At 75.6% G+C, this 15,997-nt stretch carries 15 protein-coding genes and 1 pseudogene; 6 read left to right on the plus strand and 10 right to left on the minus strand.

Annotated elements, in window-relative coordinates; translation table 11 throughout:
• Positions 1-238: 238 nt before the first annotated feature.
• From trpA to ACGFIZ_RS07205, 4 genes are all read right to left on the minus strand, one after another.
• Positions 239-1,042, minus strand: a complete 804-nt coding sequence (gene trpA, locus ACGFIZ_RS07190) for a tryptophan synthase subunit alpha (RefSeq protein WP_393416697.1) — start codon at positions 1,040-1,042, stop codon at positions 239-241.
• Complete coding sequence (gene trpB / locus ACGFIZ_RS07195; protein WP_393416699.1) at positions 1,039-2,280, minus strand: tryptophan synthase subunit beta; 1,242 nt, start codon at positions 2,278-2,280, stop codon at positions 1,039-1,041. Before trpB ends, trpA begins: the two co-directional genes overlap by 4 nt.
• Before the next feature lie 41 nt (positions 2,281-2,321).
• Positions 2,322-3,125, minus strand: coding sequence for an indole-3-glycerol phosphate synthase TrpC (trpC, locus tag ACGFIZ_RS07200; protein ID WP_347669550.1), 804 nt, complete (start codon positions 3,123-3,125; stop codon positions 2,322-2,324).
• 180 nt (positions 3,126-3,305) lie between these two features.
• Positions 3,306-3,476, minus strand: coding sequence for a hypothetical protein (locus ACGFIZ_RS07205; RefSeq protein ID WP_393416701.1), 171 nt, complete (start codon positions 3,474-3,476; stop codon positions 3,306-3,308).
• A 118-nt stretch (positions 3,477-3,594) separates the two neighbouring features.
• Between ACGFIZ_RS07205 and ACGFIZ_RS07210 the strand changes: the two genes are divergently transcribed.
• Complete coding sequence (locus tag ACGFIZ_RS07210) at positions 3,595-3,864, plus strand: hypothetical protein (protein ID WP_347669508.1); 270 nt, start codon at positions 3,595-3,597, stop codon at positions 3,862-3,864.
• Positions 3,865-4,085: 221 nt separating this feature from the next.
• Here ACGFIZ_RS07210 and ACGFIZ_RS07215 read toward each other — a convergent pair whose 3' ends face one another.
• The 4 genes and pseudogenes from ACGFIZ_RS07215 to ACGFIZ_RS07230 all read right to left on the minus strand — a co-directional run.
• Positions 4,086-4,679 carry a Trp biosynthesis-associated membrane protein gene (locus ACGFIZ_RS07215; protein WP_393416703.1) on the minus strand — a complete coding sequence of 198 codons (594 nt, stop codon included), beginning with the start codon at positions 4,677-4,679 and terminating at the stop codon, positions 4,086-4,088.
• 234 nt (positions 4,680-4,913) lie between these two features.
• Positions 4,914-6,467: an anthranilate synthase component I gene (locus ACGFIZ_RS07220; RefSeq protein WP_393416705.1), complete on the minus strand. Its 1,554-nt coding sequence runs from the start codon at positions 6,465-6,467 to the stop codon at positions 4,914-4,916.
• Positions 6,464-6,898 (minus strand): phosphoribosyl-AMP cyclohydrolase, encoded by a 435-nt coding sequence (gene hisI, locus ACGFIZ_RS07225; RefSeq protein ID WP_393416860.1) that lies wholly within the window; start codon positions 6,896-6,898, stop codon positions 6,464-6,466. The genes ACGFIZ_RS07220 and hisI overlap by 4 nt, the downstream gene beginning before the upstream one ends.
• 201 nt (positions 6,899-7,099) lie before the next feature.
• Positions 7,100-7,834: pseudogene (locus tag ACGFIZ_RS07230) on the minus strand (phosphoribosyl-AMP cyclohydrolase); the annotation flags it as partial.
• Between the two features lie 213 nt (positions 7,835-8,047).
• On the opposite strand from ACGFIZ_RS07230, the gene ACGFIZ_RS07235 reads away from it, so the two are divergent.
• The 3 genes from ACGFIZ_RS07235 to ACGFIZ_RS07245 all read left to right on the plus strand — a co-directional run bounded on the left by ACGFIZ_RS07235 (position 8,048) and on the right by ACGFIZ_RS07245 (position 10,292).
• The gene (locus tag ACGFIZ_RS07235; protein ID WP_393416707.1) at positions 8,048-8,836 is read left to right on the plus strand and encodes an ABC transporter ATP-binding protein; all 789 of its coding nucleotides are present in this window, start codon (positions 8,048-8,050) and stop codon (positions 8,834-8,836) included.
• Positions 8,833-9,588 carry an ABC transporter permease gene (locus ACGFIZ_RS07240; RefSeq protein WP_347669504.1) on the plus strand — a complete coding sequence of 252 codons (756 nt, stop codon included), beginning with the start codon at positions 8,833-8,835 and terminating at the stop codon, positions 9,586-9,588. The genes ACGFIZ_RS07235 and ACGFIZ_RS07240 overlap by 4 nt, the downstream gene beginning before the upstream one ends.
• An 89-nt stretch (positions 9,589-9,677) precedes the next feature.
• Positions 9,678-10,292 (plus strand): TetR family transcriptional regulator, encoded by a 615-nt coding sequence (locus tag ACGFIZ_RS07245; protein ID WP_393416862.1) that lies wholly within the window; start codon positions 9,678-9,680, stop codon positions 10,290-10,292.
• Positions 10,293-10,379: 87 nt separating this feature from the next.
• Here the strand turns inward: ACGFIZ_RS07245 and ACGFIZ_RS07250 are convergent, their stop codons facing one another.
• Positions 10,380-12,167 (minus strand): ABC transporter ATP-binding protein, encoded by a 1,788-nt coding sequence (locus tag ACGFIZ_RS07250; RefSeq protein ID WP_393416709.1) that lies wholly within the window; start codon positions 12,165-12,167, stop codon positions 10,380-10,382.
• 56 nt (positions 12,168-12,223) lie between these two features.
• On the minus strand, positions 12,224-14,101 hold the full coding sequence (locus ACGFIZ_RS07255; RefSeq protein ID WP_393416711.1) for an ABC transporter ATP-binding protein: 1,878 nt from the start codon (positions 14,099-14,101) through the stop codon (positions 12,224-12,226).
• A gap of 185 nt (positions 14,102-14,286) precedes the next feature.
• Here ACGFIZ_RS07255 and ACGFIZ_RS07260 point away from each other — a divergent pair, with 185 nt between their 5' ends.
• Positions 14,287-14,916 carry a TIGR03085 family metal-binding protein gene (locus ACGFIZ_RS07260; protein WP_393416713.1) on the plus strand — a complete coding sequence of 210 codons (630 nt, stop codon included), beginning with the start codon at positions 14,287-14,289 and terminating at the stop codon, positions 14,914-14,916.
• A 104-nt stretch (positions 14,917-15,020) separates the two neighbouring features.
• Positions 15,021-15,962 carry a terpene synthase gene (locus tag ACGFIZ_RS07265; protein ID WP_393416715.1) on the plus strand — a complete coding sequence of 314 codons (942 nt, stop codon included), beginning with the start codon at positions 15,021-15,023 and terminating at the stop codon, positions 15,960-15,962.
• Positions 15,963-15,997 lie beyond the last annotated feature (35 nt).

Here is a 15,997-nt window from a genome sequence, read left to right on the forward strand (position 1 = left end):
GCCCGGCGCGCGGCACCGCCCGGCGCGCGGCACCGCCCGGCGCGCGGCACCGCCCGGCGCGCGGCACCGCCCGGCGCGCGGCACCGCCCGGCGCGCGGCACCGCCCGGCGCGGTCAGCGCCGGGGGTCGCGGGCGGCCTCGGCCCGTTCGGCGATCGGGTCGACGCCGGGAGGGGTCGCGGCCCCCGTTCGGCGATCGGGTCGACGCCGAGGGGCGCGGCCCCCGTTCGCGGTAGGGGTCAGCGGCGCGGGTTGCGGACGCCCTCGGCCAGTTCGGCGCTCAACGCCCGCAGGGCGGCCAGGCCGGCGGCCTGGTCCGGCGCGTCGAGCAGGCAGCGGATCAGCGCGCTGCCGACGATGACCCCGTCGGCGTACCCGGCGACCGTGCCGGCCTGGGCGCCGGTGCCCACGCCGAGCCCGACGCCGACCGGCAGGTCGGTGACCTCGCGCACCCGGGAGACCAGCACCGGCGCGGCCTCCGAGGTCTGCGCCCGGGCCCCGGTCACGCCCATGATCGCGGTCGCGTAGACGAAGCCGCGGCAGTGCTCCACGGTCATCCGCAGCCGGGCGTCCGTGGAGGACGGGGCGACCAGGAAGGTGCGGTCCAGCCCGTACGCCTCCGAGGCGGCCAGCCACTCGTCGGCCTCGTCGGGGATCAGGTCGGGGGTGATCAGGCCGGTGCCGCCGGCCGCCGCGAGGTCCCGGGCGAACGCGTCGACGCCGTACTGCTCGATCGGGTTCCAGTACGTCATCGTGACCACCGGCGCGCCCGTGGCCGCGACGGCCTCGACGATGCGCAGCGTGTCGGCGGTGCGGACGCCGCCGGACAGCGCGATGTCGCTGGCCTTCTGGATCACCGGGCCGTCCATCACCGGGTCCGAGTACGGGATCTCCACCTCGATGACGTCCACGCCCGCCTCGACCATGGCGGTCATCGCGGCGATGCTGCCCTCGACGGTCGGGAAACCGGCCGGCATGCAGCCGACCAGCAGGGCCCGCCCGTCGGCGCGGGCCTTGTCGAAGGCCACCCCGATGCGGCTCATGCCGTCACCTCCCCGTCCAGGATGCCGAAGTACTCGCCGGCCGTGTGCACGTCCTTGTCGCCCCGGCCGGAGAGGTTGACCACGATGACCGGCTCCCGGCCCAGCTCGGTGGCGAGCTCCGGGGCGATCTTCAGCGCGCCGGCGAGCGCGTGCGAGCTCTCGATGGCGGGGATGATCCCCTCGGTACGGCAGAGCAGCTCGAACGCGGCCATCGCCTCGGCGTCGGTCACCGGCCGGTAGACCGCCCGGCCGCTGTCGTGCAGCCAGGCGTGCTCCGGGCCGATGCCCGGGTAGTCCAGGCCGGCGGAGATCGAGTGCGACTCGATCGTCTGACCGTCGGCGTCCTGCAGCACGTACGTGCGGCTGCCGTGCAGCACGCCCGACGAGCCGCCGGTGATGCTGGCCGCGTGCCGGCCGGTCTCCACCCCGTCGCCGCCGGCCTCGAAGCCGTACAGCCGCACGCCCGGGTCGCCCACGAAGGCGTGGAAGACGCCCAGCGCGTTGGAGCCGCCGCCGACGCAGGCCGCGACCGCGTCGGGCAGCGCGCCGGTGAGGTCCAGGCACTGCCGGCGGGCCTCGTCGCCGATGCCCCGGACGAAGTCCCGGACCAGCTCCGGGAACGGGTGCGGGCCGGCGGCGGTGCCGATCAGGTAGTGGGTGTCGTCGACGTTGGCGACCCAGTCGCGCATCGCCTCGTTCATCGCGTCCTTGAGGGTGCGCGAGCCGGTGGTGACCGGGACGACGGTGGCGCCCAGCATCCGCATCCGGGCCACGTTGAGCGCCTGCCGCCGGGTGTCCACCTCGCCCATGTAGACCACGCACTCGAGGTCGAACAGGGCGGCGGCGGTCGCGGTGGCGACGCCGTGCTGGCCGGCACCGGTCTCGGCGATCACCCGCCGCTTGCCCATCCGCTTCGTCAGCAGCGCCTGGCCGAGCACGTTGCGCACCTTGTGCGCCCCCGTGTGGTTCAGGTCCTCCCGCTTGAGCAGCACCCGGGCGCCGGCCCGGGCGGAGAACCGCCTGGCCTCGTAGAGCAGCGAGGGGGTGCCGGCGTACGTGCGCAGCAGCGCGTCGAACTCGGCGAGGAACGCCTCGTCGCCCATCGCCTTGCGGTACGCGGCGTCCAGCTCGTCGAGCGCCGCGACCAGCGCCTCCGGGACGAACCGGCCGCCGAACCGGCCGAAGTGACCGGCGGCGTCGGGCAGCTGCCCGGCCGGGGTCGGGGCGTTGGCGCTCATCGCGGGTGTCCTCTCGCTGCTGACTGGCACCCCGGCGCGGCTCAGCGCGCCGGGCGGGGCGTGGCCGGGTGGTTGCCGGCGTTGACCAGCTCGGCGACCGCCTCGCGGGGGCTCTTCTGGGTCACCAGGCCCTCGCCGACGAGAACCGCGTCGGCGCCGGCCGAGGCGTACCGGATCAGGTCGTGCGGCCCCCGCACGCCGGACTCGGCGATCTTGACGACGCTGCTGGGCAGGCCGGGTGCGATCCGCTCGAAGACCGAGCGGTCGACCTCCAGGGTACGCAGGTTGCGGGCGTTCACCCCGATCACCTGCGCGCCGGCCTCCAGGGCCCGGTCGGCCTCCTCCTCGTCGTGCACCTCGACGAGCGCGGTCATGCCGAGAGACTCGATCCGCTCCAGCAGCCCGACCAGCGCGTTCTGCTCCAGCGCGGCGACGATGAGCAGGACCAGGTCCGCCCCGTGCGCGCGGGCCTCGTGCACCTGGTAGCTGGAGACCACGAAGTCCTTGCGCAGCACGGGAATCTGCACCGCGGCCCGGACGGCGGCCAGGTCGTCCAGCGAGCCACCGAACCAGCGACCCTCGGTGAGCACGCTGATCGCCCGGGCGCCGCCGGCGGCGTACTGGCCGGCCAGGTCGGCCGGGTCGGCGATCTCGGCCAGCCGCCCCTTGGACGGCGACGAGCGCTTCACCTCGGCGATCACCGCCACACCGGGTCGGCGCAGGGCCGCGTACGCGTCCAGTGGCGGCGGCGCGGCGGCGGCCAGCTCCCGGATCCGCTCCAGCGGAATCTGCTCCTGCCGCCGGGCGACGTCCTCACGCACGCCGGCCAGGATCTCGTCGAGCACGCTGCCGGACGCGGCTCCGTCCCCCTCGGCGTGCGGATGCTGAGCAGTCACCAACGGACTCCCCTCTCCGGGTGTCATGGGCCGATGCTAGGTGGCGCCGCCCGACGCCAGGTGCCGGGGGTATGGCGCTCCTCACGAGATGGGCTACGGCATAATGGCCGACTTCGGGTGAACAGTGGATCACGCAGAGCCACGCGCCACGCCGATCACGGTGAAGCGGCCACAGCCGCCGCCCCGTCGACGCAAACCCGTCTCCATGGCGCCGTTGTCGGCCGCGCGGAACGCCACCCGCACGCCGGTCGATGTTGTGACGAAGCTCAAGAGGGCCGGTTCGGCCAGGTCAGCCGACACCACGGAGCGTTGACGTGCCCGTCATCACGGCGAAACGTGGGCCGGGCATCGTCGTCCTCGGGCAGACTCGATGACGCGCCTGCCTGAGGCGCCGGAACGATATTCGTGCGGGGTGACCATGAGCACTGCCGGGCCCAAGCCGACCATCGGGCTGACCACCATCTCCCGTACCGTCGCGTCGCTCGCCGTCGGGGTGGTGCACACCCTGGAGCGGGCTGTGGCCGGCGACGGCCGGGGCCGCACCGCCCGGGGCAACGCCTGGGAGGCGGTCTGCGCCGACCGGGCCCGCGCCGACCAGCGCGCCGAACTGGACCGCCTGGTGGCCGAGCTGGCCGCCACCCGAGCCGCCACCCGAGCCGCCGCGCGCGACCGCCAGCCGGTCGCCTGAGTTCGGGACCGCCGACAGCCGCCCAGCCCGGCGGCGCCGACCAGCACACCCAACCGCCTCCGCAGGCCGGGCATTCGGCGCGAACGGGGTGCCGCCCGGCCGGTAAATCCACCCCGTGTCGCCGACATGGTGGCGTCCAGCGGGCTCGGACGCCCCCATGTCGCCGACATGGGGGCGTCCAGCGGGCTCGGACACCCCCATGTCGCCGGCATCGGGGCGAATCAAGAGCCGGCCGTCGGGTCCTCGCCCCGGTCGAGGGCGTCCCACGCCTCGGTGGTGCGCCGACCGGTCACCGGCCCCGCCGCGGCGCCGGTCGGGGCGTCGACCGCCGGCCGCGCCCGCCGCTCGTACCGGGCCCCCATCGCCGGCCAGCCCCCACCGCGCAGCGCGGTCAGCGCGCCCCCGGCGGCCGCGAGCAGGCCGCCCACCAGGCAGAGCGCCGGCCAGCGCCGGCTCACCTCGCCGCCAAACGCCGCCACCAGGCCGTAGCCCCCGCCGGCGGCCGCGGCCACGCCGAGCGCCAGCAACAGCGCGCCCAGCAGACGGCGTACGACCGCCCGGGTGGCCAGCACCGCGCCGCCGCCGGCCAGCGCGACCACCGCCAGCGCGGGCAGCCACGGCAGCAGCCCGGCCCCGGTGCGCGCCGCGCGCACCGGCGGCAGCGGCGCCGGCCGGGCGGTCAGCTCGACCGCCCAGGTCCGGGTCGAGGCCCACAGCGCCAGGCCGGCCCCGGCCAGGCAGAGCAGCACGGCGTACGTCAGCTCGCGCCGCCCCCGCGCGACCGGCGCCGGCGCGTCAGCGGGAGCCGGCGTCATCGGGCCGGTCTTCCGTTCGCGACTGCGGGGCTCCGCTGCGCTGCGCTCCTCGCGCTCACGGTGCTGGCCTTCCGTTCGCGACTGCGGGGCTCCGCTGCGCTACGCTCCTCGCGCTCACCGGTGCCCGCCTTCCGTTCGCGACTGCGGGGCTCCGCTGCGCTGCGCTCCTCGCGCTCACCGGTGCCCGCCTTCCGTTCGCGACTGCGGGGCTCCGCTGCGCTGCGCTCCTCGCGCTCACCGGGCCGGCCGGAGGGTCTCGGCGGCGGCGATCGCGGCCAGCACCGCGGCGGCCTTGTTGCGGGTCTCCTGGTCCTCGGCGGCCGGGTCGGAGTCGGCCACCACGCCGGCGCCGGCCTGCACGTACGCCCGCCCGTCGCGCATCAGCGCGGTACGGATGGCGATCGCCATGTCCAGGTCCCCGCCGAAGCCGAAGTACCCGACGGTGCCGCCGTACAGGCCCCGGCGCACCGGCTCCAGCTCCTCGATGATCTCCATCGCCCGGACCTTCGGCGCCCCGGAGAGGGTGCCGGCCGGGAACGTCGCGGCGAGGGCGTCGAACGCCGTGCATTCCGGGCGCAGCTCGCCGACCACCGTCGAGACGATGTGCATGACGTGGCTGTACCGTTCGATGGTGGCGAACTCGGGCACCTCGACGGTGCCCGGCCGGCAGACCCGGCCCAGGTCGTTGCGGCCCAGGTCGACCAGCATCACGTGCTCGGCGCGCTCCTTCGGGTCGGCGAGCAGCTCGGCGGCGAGCCGGGCGTCGGCCTCGGGGGCGGCGCCGCGCGGCCTGGTGCCGGCGATCGGGTGCAGCAGCGCCCGGCGTCGGCCGTCCGTCCCGGTGCTCACCTTCAGGTGGGCCTCGGGAGACGAGCCGACGATGTCGAAGCCGTCGAACCGCAGCAGGTACATGTACGGGCTGGGGTTGGTGGTGCGCAGCACCCGGTAGACGTCCAGCGGGTCGGCGTGGGTGGCCCGCTCGAAGCGCTGGGCCAGCACGATCTGGAAGCACTCGCCGGCCCGGATCGCCTCCTTGGCCGCCTCGACGGCCTTCGGGTAGCCCCCCTCGTCGGTGCGACTCACCACGTCGCGGGCCGCCGGCCGGTCGACCGTCGAGATCATCGGTGGGATGGGCCGGGACAGCGCGGTCGTCATCGCGTCCAGCCGCCCGACCGCGTGGTGGTACGCGGCGTCGACCAGGGCGGCGCGCTCCGGCGCGTCCGCCGGCGGCAGCACGGCGTTGGCGATCAGGAGCGCCGAGCCGTCGTAGTGGTCGAGGACCACCAGGTCGGTGGCGAGCATCATGCCCAGCTCGGGCACGCCGAGGTCGTCCTCGGTCAGCTCGGGCAGCCGCTCGAAGCGGCGCACCAGGTCGTACCCCAGGTAGCCGACCATGCCCCCGGTCAGCGGCGGCATGCCGCTGGCCGGGTCCCAGGCCGGGCCGGCGAGGGCCGCCACGGTCTCGCGCAGCACCCGGACCGGGTCGCCGCCGGCTGGCAGCCCGGCCGGCGGCTGGCCCGTCCAGTACGCGACGCCGTCGGACTCGGTGAGGGTGGCGCTGCTGCGCACCCCGACGAACGAGTACCGCGACCAGGCCGAACAGGCCGAGCCGGCGACCTGCTCGGCGGATTCCAGCAGGAAGGTGCCCGGTCCGCCGGCCAGCTTGCGGTAGACCCCCACCGGGGTCTCGCCGTCGGCGAGCAGCCGGCGGGTGACCGGGACGACCCGCCAGCGGGCCGCCAGCTCGGTGAAGGTGCCCTGATCGGGGCTCACGGCGCCGTCGGTCATGCCGACTCCTCCGCGACGGTCACCGGCAGCTCGGTGAAGAAGCAGGTGCGCTGGCCGGTGTGGCAGGCCGGGCCGACCTGGTCGACGCTGACCAGCAGCGCGTCGCCGTCGCAGTCCAGGGCGACGGAGCGGACGTACTGGTGGTGGCCGGACGTGGCGCCCTTGACCCAGTACTCCTGCCGGCTGCGCGACCAGTACGTGGCCCGGCCCGTGGTCAGGGTGCGGTGCAGCGCCTCGTCGTCCATCCAGGCGACCATCAGCACCTCGCCCGTGTCGTGCTGGCGGACCACGGCCGCCACCAGGCCGTCGGGGGTGCGGCGCAGCCGGGCCGCGATGGCCGGGTCGAGCCGGGACGCGCGGGTCGGCCCGCCGGCCGCGGGCGGGGTCTGCTCGGCGTGGGCGCCGGTCACCGGCGCGTCAGGTACGGGCACAGTGACCCATTGTCCCGTACGCGGCCCGGGCACCGCCAACGAGTCCCACCGGGGCGGCCCCGGCACCCGGTTCCGCGCAGGCGGCGACACGACGCCGCCGGCCAACTGGCCGAGGTAGCGGTCCAGCCGGCCGTCGAGCAGTGCGTCGGCCAGGTCCAGCCCGGCCACCGCGGCGATCTCGTCGGCGTACGGGCGTACCAGCGGCACGGTGCCGGTGACCAGGCGCGCCGCCGCCGCCCAGAGCTGCTCGGTGGAGCAGGGGCGCGCGCCGAGGCAGAGCAGCATGTCGTCGCGGTATCCGGGTGGGGCGACGGGCAGTTCGAGGGCGGCGGTGAACGCGGACCGCCGGGACACCACCCGCACCGACGGATTGGCCAGCCGGAGCACGGACGGGCAGAGCCGGGCCAGGTCGGCCGCGGCCAGCCGGACGCCGAGGTGGTCGTCCCGGCTGCGGGCCCCGGCGACCTTACCGAACGTGGCGATCAGTTCCTCCAGGCGTGGCTCGTCGGCGGGCTGGCAGAGCACGGGCAGGTCGAGCCGGGCCCGCCAGCGCGGGTCGGCCCAGAGCAGCCGGGCGGGCGCGGTGACCGGCAGCCCGAACGCCCAGTCGGCCGGTTCGCCGAGATGGGTCAGCCAGGAGCGGACGTCCCGGACGGACACCGAGACGTGGGCCAGCCGTCCGCCGGATTCGGCCAGGTAGGCACGGCGGGCCGCGTACGGGGCGAGGTGGGGCGGGACGCTCGCCGCGCCCGCCGCGCCCGCCGTGGAGTCGGCGTCGACCAGCACGTCGAGGTCGATGTCACTGTGCTCGGTGGCCGCGCTCCGGGCGTGGCTGCCCCGCAGCAGGATGCCGACGACGGGCCGGTCGGCCGACTGCCGCAGCCGGGCCGCCCACTCGTCGAGGAATCCGTCGCCAGGTGACGCAGCGTAACCCACCGCGCCATCGTGCCGTACGCCCGATCCGGGGCGCAATGCCCGTTGGCGGACCCGCTGTCCGGTCCGAAGCCTAGTGCCCGACCGTTCTCATTCCTGCCGGGGGATACCTTTCCGGCGCGCCACCCGCTCGACGCCACCGGCCCGTTGCGGTCCGCCGTCCATCTCATCTAGCGTTGAGTTCATCGGCTGTTGAATTCCTTCGGGAGGTGGGCGATGGATCCTGCTATCGCGGTCCGCGACCTGGTCGTGGACCGGGGCCGGCGGCGGGTGCTGCACGGCATCAGCTGCGCGGTGCCGCGCGGCGCGGTGACCGGCCTGCTCGGCCCGAGCGGCAGCGGCAAGACCACCCTGATGCGGGCGATCGTCGGGGTGCAGGTGGTCCGGTCCGGCTCGGTGACCGTGCTCGGCCGGCCGGCGGGCACCCCGGAGCTGCGCCGCCGGGTGGGTTACCTCACCCAGGCCCCCAGCGTGTACGCCGACCTCACCGTCCGGGAGAACGCCCGGTACTTCGCCACCCTCCAGGGGCGGGGCCGGGCCGACGCCGACCGGGCCGTGGCCGACGTCGGGCTCGCCGACGCCGCCACCCAGCTCGTCGGCACCCTCTCCGGTGGGCAGCGCAGCCGTGCCTCCCTGGCCTGCGCGCTGGTCGGGCAGCCGGAGCTGGTCGTCCTCGACGAGCCGACGGTCGGGCAGGACCCGGTGCTGCGGGCCGACCTCTGGGCCCGGTTCCACGCCCTCGCCGCCGCCGGCACGACCCTGCTGGTGTCCAGCCACGTCATGGACGAGGCGGCGCGCTGCGACCGGCTGCTGCTGATCCGCCAGGGCCGACTGGTCGCCGACGACACCCCGGACGCGATCCGTGTCGCCGCCGGCGTCGACGACCTCGACGAGGCGTTCCTGCGCCTGATCCGCGCCGGCGAGGTGGCCACGGGCGGCGACGGCGGGCCGGCACGGGACGGCGCCACGCGTCCGACCGGCAGCACCGGACGGGAGCAGTCATGAACCTCCGCATCCTGGCCGCCACCACCGGGCGCATCCTGCGCCAGCTTCGGCACGACCGGCGCACCGTCGCCCTGCTGGTGCTGGTGCCGGCGCTGCTGCTGACGCTCGTCTACTACATGTACGCCGACCAGCCCACCCCGCCCGGCCAGCCGAGCATGTTCGACCGGGTGGCACTGGTGATGCTCGGCGTCTTCCCATTCGTGATCATGTTCCTGGTGACCAGCATCGCCATGCTGCGCGAGCGCACCTCCGGCACCCTGGAACGCCTGCTCACCACCCCGCTGGGCCGGCTCGACCTGCTCTTCGGCTACGGCATCGCGTTCGGGCTGGCCGCCGCCGGGCAGGCCGGCATCGCCGCCGCCGTGGCGTACTGGGTGTTCGGCCTCTCCACCGCGGGCAGCAGCGCCCTCGTGATCATGATCGCGGTGGTCAACGCGGTGCTCGGGGTGGCCCTCGGGCTGCTGTGCAGCGCCTTCGCGCGCACCGAGTTCCAGGCCGTACAGTTCATGCCGGTGGTGGTGCTACCCCAGCTGCTGCTGTGCGGGCTGTTCGTCGCCCGGGACCGGATGGCCGGCTGGTTGCAGGCGGTCAGCGACGCCCTGCCGCTGTCGTACGCGGTGGAGGCGTTGCAGGAGGTCGGCGTCCACGCCGAGCCCACCGCCACGATGTGGCGCGACCTGGGGGTAGTGGCTGGCTCCGTGGTGCTGGCCCTGGTGCTCGCGGCGGCCACCCTGCGCCGGCGCAGCGGCTGAGGCAACGCCGGCCGGGCTCCGCGACCGCGCCGGCGGGCCGCGACGGGGCGGTCGGGGGACGTACCGGGATGGACGAGCGAAGGGCGGCGATGGCGCGGCGGACGGGGCGGCGGCCCGGCAACCCGGACACCAGGGAGGCGATCCTCGGCGCAGCGCGCACCGCGTTCGCCGAGCGCGGCTTCGACGCGGCGTCGATCCGGTCGATCGCCCAGGCGGCGGAGGTGGACCCCGCGCTGGTCCACCACTACTTCGGCAGCAAGGACCAGCTCTTCCTGGCCGCGATGAACAGCCCGGTCGACCCGGGGGAGCTGCTGCCGGCCGTACTGGCCGGGGACCCGGCCGGCCTCGGCGAACGGCTGGTCACCGCCTTCCTGCGGGTCTGGGACTCCCCGGCCGGCGCGGCCGGGGTGGCCCTGTTGCGCTCCGGGGTGAGCAACGAGTGGACGGCCCGGCTGCTGCGCGAGTTCGTCGTCACCCAGGTGCTGCGCCGGGTGCTCGTCCACCTCGCCGTCGACCCGGCCGAGCTGCCGCTGCGCGGCTCGCTGGTGGCCACCCAGATGATCGGGTTGGCCATGATGCGGTACGTCATCCGGCTCGAGCCGGTCGCCTCCGCCCCGCCGGAGACCCTGGTCGCCGCGCTCGCCCCGACCGTCCAGCGCTACATCTTCGGCGACCTCACGAAGGTCCCCGGCCACCCCGCGTGAGAGCCCCCCGCGCGTGGCGCGTCGGCCGGCCAGAGGGAGCCTGCCGGCCCTGCCGGGGCTCAGCGGATCTTCCGGCCCTTGCCGGGATCAGCGGGTCTGCTCCAGCCAGGAGGCGTACAGCAGGCCGTAGACCGAGTCCGGTTCGCGGATCAGCTCGTCGTGCGGGCCGCGCTGCACGACGCGGCCCCGGTCCACAACGATCACCTCGTCGGCCGCCTGCGCGGTGGAGAGCCGGTGCGCGATGGCGAGCGTCGTGCGGCCCCGGGTCACCGCGTCCAGGGTGCGCTGCAGGCGTACCTCGGTGGCCGGGTCGACCGCGCTGGTCGCCTCGTCCAGCACCAGCAGGTCCGGGTCGGCCACGTACGCCCGGGCCAGGGCGACGAGCTGCCGCTCGCCCACGCTCAGCGCCTCGCCGCGCTCCCCCACCGGGGTGTCCAGCCCGGACGGCAGCCCGTCCAGCCAGTCGGCCAACCCCAGCTCGGTGAAGGCGGCGGTGAGCTGCGCATCGGTCAGCTCCGGGCGGGCGAAACGGACATTGTGCCCCACCGTGGCGTCGAAGAGGAAGCCGTCCTGCGGGACCATCACCACCCGGGAGCGCAGCGAGTCGAACCGGACCTGCCACAGCGGCACCCCGGACAGCAGCACCTCGCCCGAGGTCGGGTCCATCAGCCGGGTGAGCAGCTTGGCGAACGTCGTCTTGCCGCTGCCGGTCTCGCCGACCACCGCCACCCGGCTCTTCGCCGAAATCTCCAGGGTCACGTCGTGCAGCACCGGCGGACCGCCCGGGTACGCGAAGCCCACCCCGGCGAACCGGACGTCCAGCGGCCCGGCCGGCAGCTCCCGCCCCTGCTCCCCCGGGTCGGCCACGTCCGGGGCGACGTCCAGCACGTCGAGCACCCGCCGCCAGCCGGCGATGGCGTTCTGCGCCTCGTTGAGCACCTCGGTCGCGATCTGCACCGGCTGGATGAACAGCGTCACCAGGAACAGGAACGCGGTGAGCTGGCCGATGGACAGGCCGCCGCCCGCCCCGAGGACGACGCCGAGGGCCACCACGCCGGCCAGCGCCAGACCGGCGGCCAGCTCGCCGACCGAGCTGCCCATGATGCTGATCCGGATCGCCCGCTGCTGGGCCAGCCGCTGCCCGTCGATCGCGGCGTCGAGCCGCCGGGCGGTCCGCCCCGCGATCCCGTACGCCCGGATCACCGGCGCGCCGACCACGCTCTCGGCGATGACGCCGAGCAGGCTGCCCGTCCGCTGCCGGACCACCCCGTACGCCCCGGCGAGGCGGCGTTGCAGCAGCCGGATCACCAGCACCGCCGGCGCGAACGCGGCGAGCACCACCAGCGTCAGCTGCCACGAGTACGCCAGCATGACGGCCGTGGTCACCAGCAGCTGGCCGAGGTTCACGATCAGGATCACCCCGCCCCACTGGAGGAACTGGGTGATCTGGTCGACGTCGCTGGTCACCCGCGACACGAGCGAGCCGCGCCGCTCGGACTGCTGGTGCAGCATCGACAGGTCGTGCACGTGGCGGAACGCCCGGGTGCGCACGTTGGCCAGCGCCGTCTCGCTGACCGTGAACAGCCGGCGCGTCATCAGGTACCCGCAGGCGGTGGTCACCGCCAGGACGGCGGCGGTCACGACGACGACGGACCACACCACGCCCAGGTCGAGCCCGCCGACGATGCCGTCGTCGATGCCCTTCTGCACCGCCACCGGGACGGCGACCCGGCCGACCATGTAGACCAGCGCCAGGGCGAGCGTGCCGGCCAGGCCGACGCGCAGCTCCGGGGAGAGCGCCAGCCCCCGCCGCAGCGTCCGCCAGGTCGACTCGGCATCCTCCGCCGGCCGCTCCGCCGCACTCCTCGCGCTCACCGGAGCCAGCCTTTCGTTCGCGACTGCGGGGCTCCGCTCCGCTGCACTCCTCGCGCTCACCGGTCCACCTCGACTTCTTCCAGGCCGGAGGCCAGCGGGCTGACCTCGTCGTACGTGCGCTGCTGCGCACGGTCGGTCTCGGCCTGCTCGTAGGCGGTGACCAGGTCGGCGTAGCCGGGGACGGTGGCGAGCAGCTCCGCGTGGGTGCCCCGGGCCACCACCCGCCCCTGCTCCAGGTAGACGACCTCGTCGGCCAGCGCGATGGTGGCCCGCCGGTACGCCACGACGAGGATCGACGCGGCCGGGCCGCCGGCGGCCGGGGCGCGCAGCCCGGCCAGGATGGCCGCCTCGACCCGGGGGTCGACCGCGCTGGTGGCGTCGTCGAGGACCAGCAGCCGGGGCCGGCCGGCCAGCGCCCGGGCGAGGGTGAGCCGCTGCCGCTGCCCGCCGGAGAGCGACGTGCCCCGTTCGCCGACCGTCGTGTCGAGCCCGTCGGGCAGCGCCGCGACGAAGCCGTCCGCCTCGGCCAGCCGCAGCGCGGCCCACACGTCGTCGTCGGTGACGCCCGGCCGGTCGAGGGTGATGTTGGCCCGGACGGTGTCGTCGAAGACGAACGGGACCTGGGCGACCAGCGCCACCGTGCCGGCCAGCGACGCGGCGGTCAGCTCACGCACGTCCACCCCGTCGAGGGCGACCGTGCCGGCGAGCGGGTCGACCAGTCGCGCCGCGAGCGCCGCGATCGTGGACTTGCCCGAGCCGGTGGGGCCGACCAGGGCCACGGTCCGGCCGGCGGGGACGTCGAACGAGACCTCGCCGAGCACCTCGGTGCCGGGCAGGTGCGCCTCGGCCGGCTCGTACGCGAAGCTCACGTCGGTGAAGGTGAGGGTGGCCGGGCCGGCCTCGTCCGGGTCGAGCGCGCGGTCGCCGTACGGCATCTCGCCGGTGGCGTCGAGGACCCGGCGGACGCGGTCCCAGCCGGCGACGCTGCGCGGCAGCTCGGCCAGCACCCAGCCGATGGCCCGCACCGGGAAGGCCAGCACGGTGAACAGGAACGCGACGCTGACCAGCTCGGTGACCGTGATCGCGCCCTGCCGGAGCCGGAACGTGCCGACCACCAGCACGGCGAGGGTGCCGAGGCTGGGCAGCGCCTCCAGCATCGGGTCGAACACGCCGCGCAGCCGGCCGACGGAGATCAGCGCGTCGCGCAGCTCGCCGGCCCGGGCGGCGAACCGGGCCGTCTCCTGGGCCTCGCGGCCCATGGTCTTGACGACCAGGGCGCCGTCGAAGCTCTCGTGGGCGATCCCGCTGACCTCGGCGCGCAGCCGCTGCGCCCGGGCCTGGCGGGGGGCCATCCGGCGCGAGTAGACCACGTTGAGGGCGAACAGCGCGGGGAAGACGGCGAGGCCGACCAGGGCGAGCGCCCAGTCGGTGACGAAGAGCGAGGCGACCGCGCCGACCAGCATCACGAGCGTGCCGACCGCGAACGGCAGCGGGGCGATCGGGTACCAGGCCGCCTCGACGTCGGAGTTGGCGTTGGACAGCAGCGTGCCGGTGGCGTTGCGCTGGTGCCAGGACAACGGCAGGTCCAGGTAGCGGCGGGTGACCCGACGCCGGTACGCGGCCTGGAGCCGGAACTGCATGTAACCGGCGCCGAGCCGGCGGCCGAAGATGCCGACCACCCGCAGCACGCTGATGCCGAGCAGGGTGCCGGCCGCCAGCGCGAGCGCCGCGACGCCGACCGACCCGCGCTCGATCGCGGGCACCACCACGTCGCCGACCACCGCGCCGACCACGTACGCGCTGGCCACGACCAGCAGGCCGAAGAGCACGCTGCCCGCCACCGCGACCGCGAAGATCCGCGGCTGCTCCCGGATGGCCCGGCCGAGCACCCACAGCCCTCTGCGGAGCACGTCCCGACTTGTTCTGTTGGTCACACTCTCCCCCGCCGTAAGCCGCCATTATCTCCCTCATCCTTACCGCTCCGGTTCCACCGCGCCGCCCCGCACCGGGTATGTCGCCGATCACGTTCCGCGGTCCCCCGGTGGGGCGGAACCGGATGCGCGTCCTGCCGGGTTCGGGGGGCGCGCGCCGGGCACGGTGCGGGCCTACGATCGGGGCCATGCCGCGGTACGCCCGGTCGGAGCGCGAGGCGCTGGCCGACCTGATGCTGAGCGTGGGTCCGGACGCGCCGACCGTCAACGAGGGCTGGACGGTCCGGGACCTCGCCGCCCACATCCTGGTGCGGGAACGGCGGCCGGACGCGGCCGGCGGGATCGTGCTGGCGCCGCTGCGCCGGCGCGCCGAGCGGGTGCGGACGCAGTTCGCGGCCCGGCCGTTCGCCGAGCTGGTCGCCCAGCTGCGCCGCCCGCCGGCGTGGAGCCCGGTGAGCAACCCGGTCGCCCACGAGCTGTTCAACACCCTGGAGTTCTTCGTCCACCACGAGGACGTACGCCGGGCGACGGCCGGGTGGCAGCCGCGCGAGCTGCCGGCCGGGCTGCACGCCCGGCTCTGGCGCCAGGCGGCGGTGCTGGGCCGGCTGGGGCTGCGCCGCTTCCCCGCCGACGTGCTGGTGCAGGCGCCCGGGTACGGCGAGCTGTCGGCGGGGCGGGGCGGGCAGCGGGTCCGGCTGGTCGCCGCGCCCGGCGAGCTCGCGCTGTTCCTCACCGGACGGCAGCGGGTGGCCCGGGTGCAGGTGGACGGACCGGCGGCGGTGGCCGAGCGGCTGCGCGCCGCCAGGCTGGGCATCTGACGCCGGCGCGGCGGCCAGCACACGGCCCAAACATGGACGCCGATTCACACTGTCGTACCCTCGTCCGGGCGCCCGGCCCGGGGCGCCCGGACGGAGGGGCGCACATGCGGAGCTTCGCGCTCTCGGCACTGCACGAACCGCCGTACCACGCACAACGGCACGCGGACACCGACCGCACCGCGGAGGAGAGCCTGGACTGGGCCCGGGCGCTGGGGCTGGTCGCCGACGAGCGGCGCCTGCGCCGGCTGCGCCGGGCCGCCGCCGCCGAACTGGCCGGGCGCACCTGCCCGGACGCGGCGGGCGACCGGCTGCGGCTGCTGACCGACCTGGTCACCTGGCTGTTCGTCGTCGACGACGCGTGCGACGAGGACGGCCTCGGCGACGACCCCACCCGGCTGGCCCCGGTGGTCGCCGGCCTGCTGGACGTGCTGGACCGGCACGGCGGCCCGGGCGCCCCGCCCGGCGGTCCGCTCGCCGCCGCGCTGGACGACCTCTGCCGGCGCACCGGCGCCCACGGGCGGCCGGCGCTGCTGCTGCGCTTCGTCAGCCAGGTGCGCGACTACCTGCTGGCGCTGCTGTGGGAGGCGGCCAACCGGCAGCACCGGCGGGTGCCCGGGGTGGCCGAGTACGTCCAGCTGCGCCGGCACACCGGCGCCGTGCATCCGGCCTTCACCCTCACCGACCTGGCGTACGACGCGCCGCCGGGGGCGGCCCACCGGGTCTCCCCCGCGCTGGTCGGCGTCGAGACCCTCGCCGGGGACCTGGTCTGCTGGTGCAACGACCTGTTCTCGTACGGCAAGGAGCACCGCTCGGGCCCGGACGCGCACAACCTGGTCAGCGCGATCGCGGCCGAGACCGGGCAGGACGAGCCGGCGGCGCTGCGCACCGCCGCCGACCGGTTCAACCGGGCGTTGGCCACGTACGCCGAGCGGGAGGCGGAGCTGCTCGGGGCCGGCGTTCCCGCGGTGGGCGCCTTTCTCGCCGCGCGGCGCAACTGGATCAGGGCCACCTACGACTGGTCGGCCCGCGCCGCCCGGTACGCCTGACCGCGGCGCACCAGGTCCACTAGCCGACGCGCGGG

It is taken from the genome of Micromonospora sp. NPDC048830 (genome assembly GCF_043198215.1).
GTDB lineage: Bacteria > Actinomycetota > Actinomycetes > Mycobacteriales > Micromonosporaceae > Micromonospora.

Excerpts from the sequence above, each read along its gene's own strand:
- trpA (WP_393416697.1), bottom strand. The coding sequence starts at position 1,042 with ATGAGCCGCATCGGGGTGGCCTTCGACAAGGCCCGCGCCGACGGGCGG.
- trpB (WP_393416699.1), bottom strand. The coding sequence starts at position 2,280 with ATGAGCGCCAACGCCCCGACCCCGGCCGGGCAGCTGCCCGACGCCGCC.
- ACGFIZ_RS07210 (WP_347669508.1), top strand. The coding sequence starts at position 3,595 with ATGAGCACTGCCGGGCCCAAGCCGACCATCGGGCTGACCACCATCTCC.
- ACGFIZ_RS07215 (WP_393416703.1), bottom strand. The coding sequence starts at position 4,679 with ATGACGCCGGCTCCCGCTGACGCGCCGGCGCCGGTCGCGCGGGGGCGG.
- ACGFIZ_RS07220 (WP_393416705.1), bottom strand. The coding sequence starts at position 6,467 with ATGACCGACGGCGCCGTGAGCCCCGATCAGGGCACCTTCACCGAGCTG.
- ACGFIZ_RS07235 (WP_393416707.1), top strand. The coding sequence starts at position 8,048 with ATGGATCCTGCTATCGCGGTCCGCGACCTGGTCGTGGACCGGGGCCGG.
- ACGFIZ_RS07240 (WP_347669504.1), top strand. The coding sequence starts at position 8,833 with ATGAACCTCCGCATCCTGGCCGCCACCACCGGGCGCATCCTGCGCCAG.
- ACGFIZ_RS07245 (WP_393416862.1), top strand. The coding sequence starts at position 9,678 with ATGGCGCGGCGGACGGGGCGGCGGCCCGGCAACCCGGACACCAGGGAG.
- ACGFIZ_RS07260 (WP_393416713.1), top strand. The coding sequence starts at position 14,287 with ATGCCGCGGTACGCCCGGTCGGAGCGCGAGGCGCTGGCCGACCTGATG.
- ACGFIZ_RS07265 (WP_393416715.1), top strand. The coding sequence starts at position 15,021 with ATGCGGAGCTTCGCGCTCTCGGCACTGCACGAACCGCCGTACCACGCA.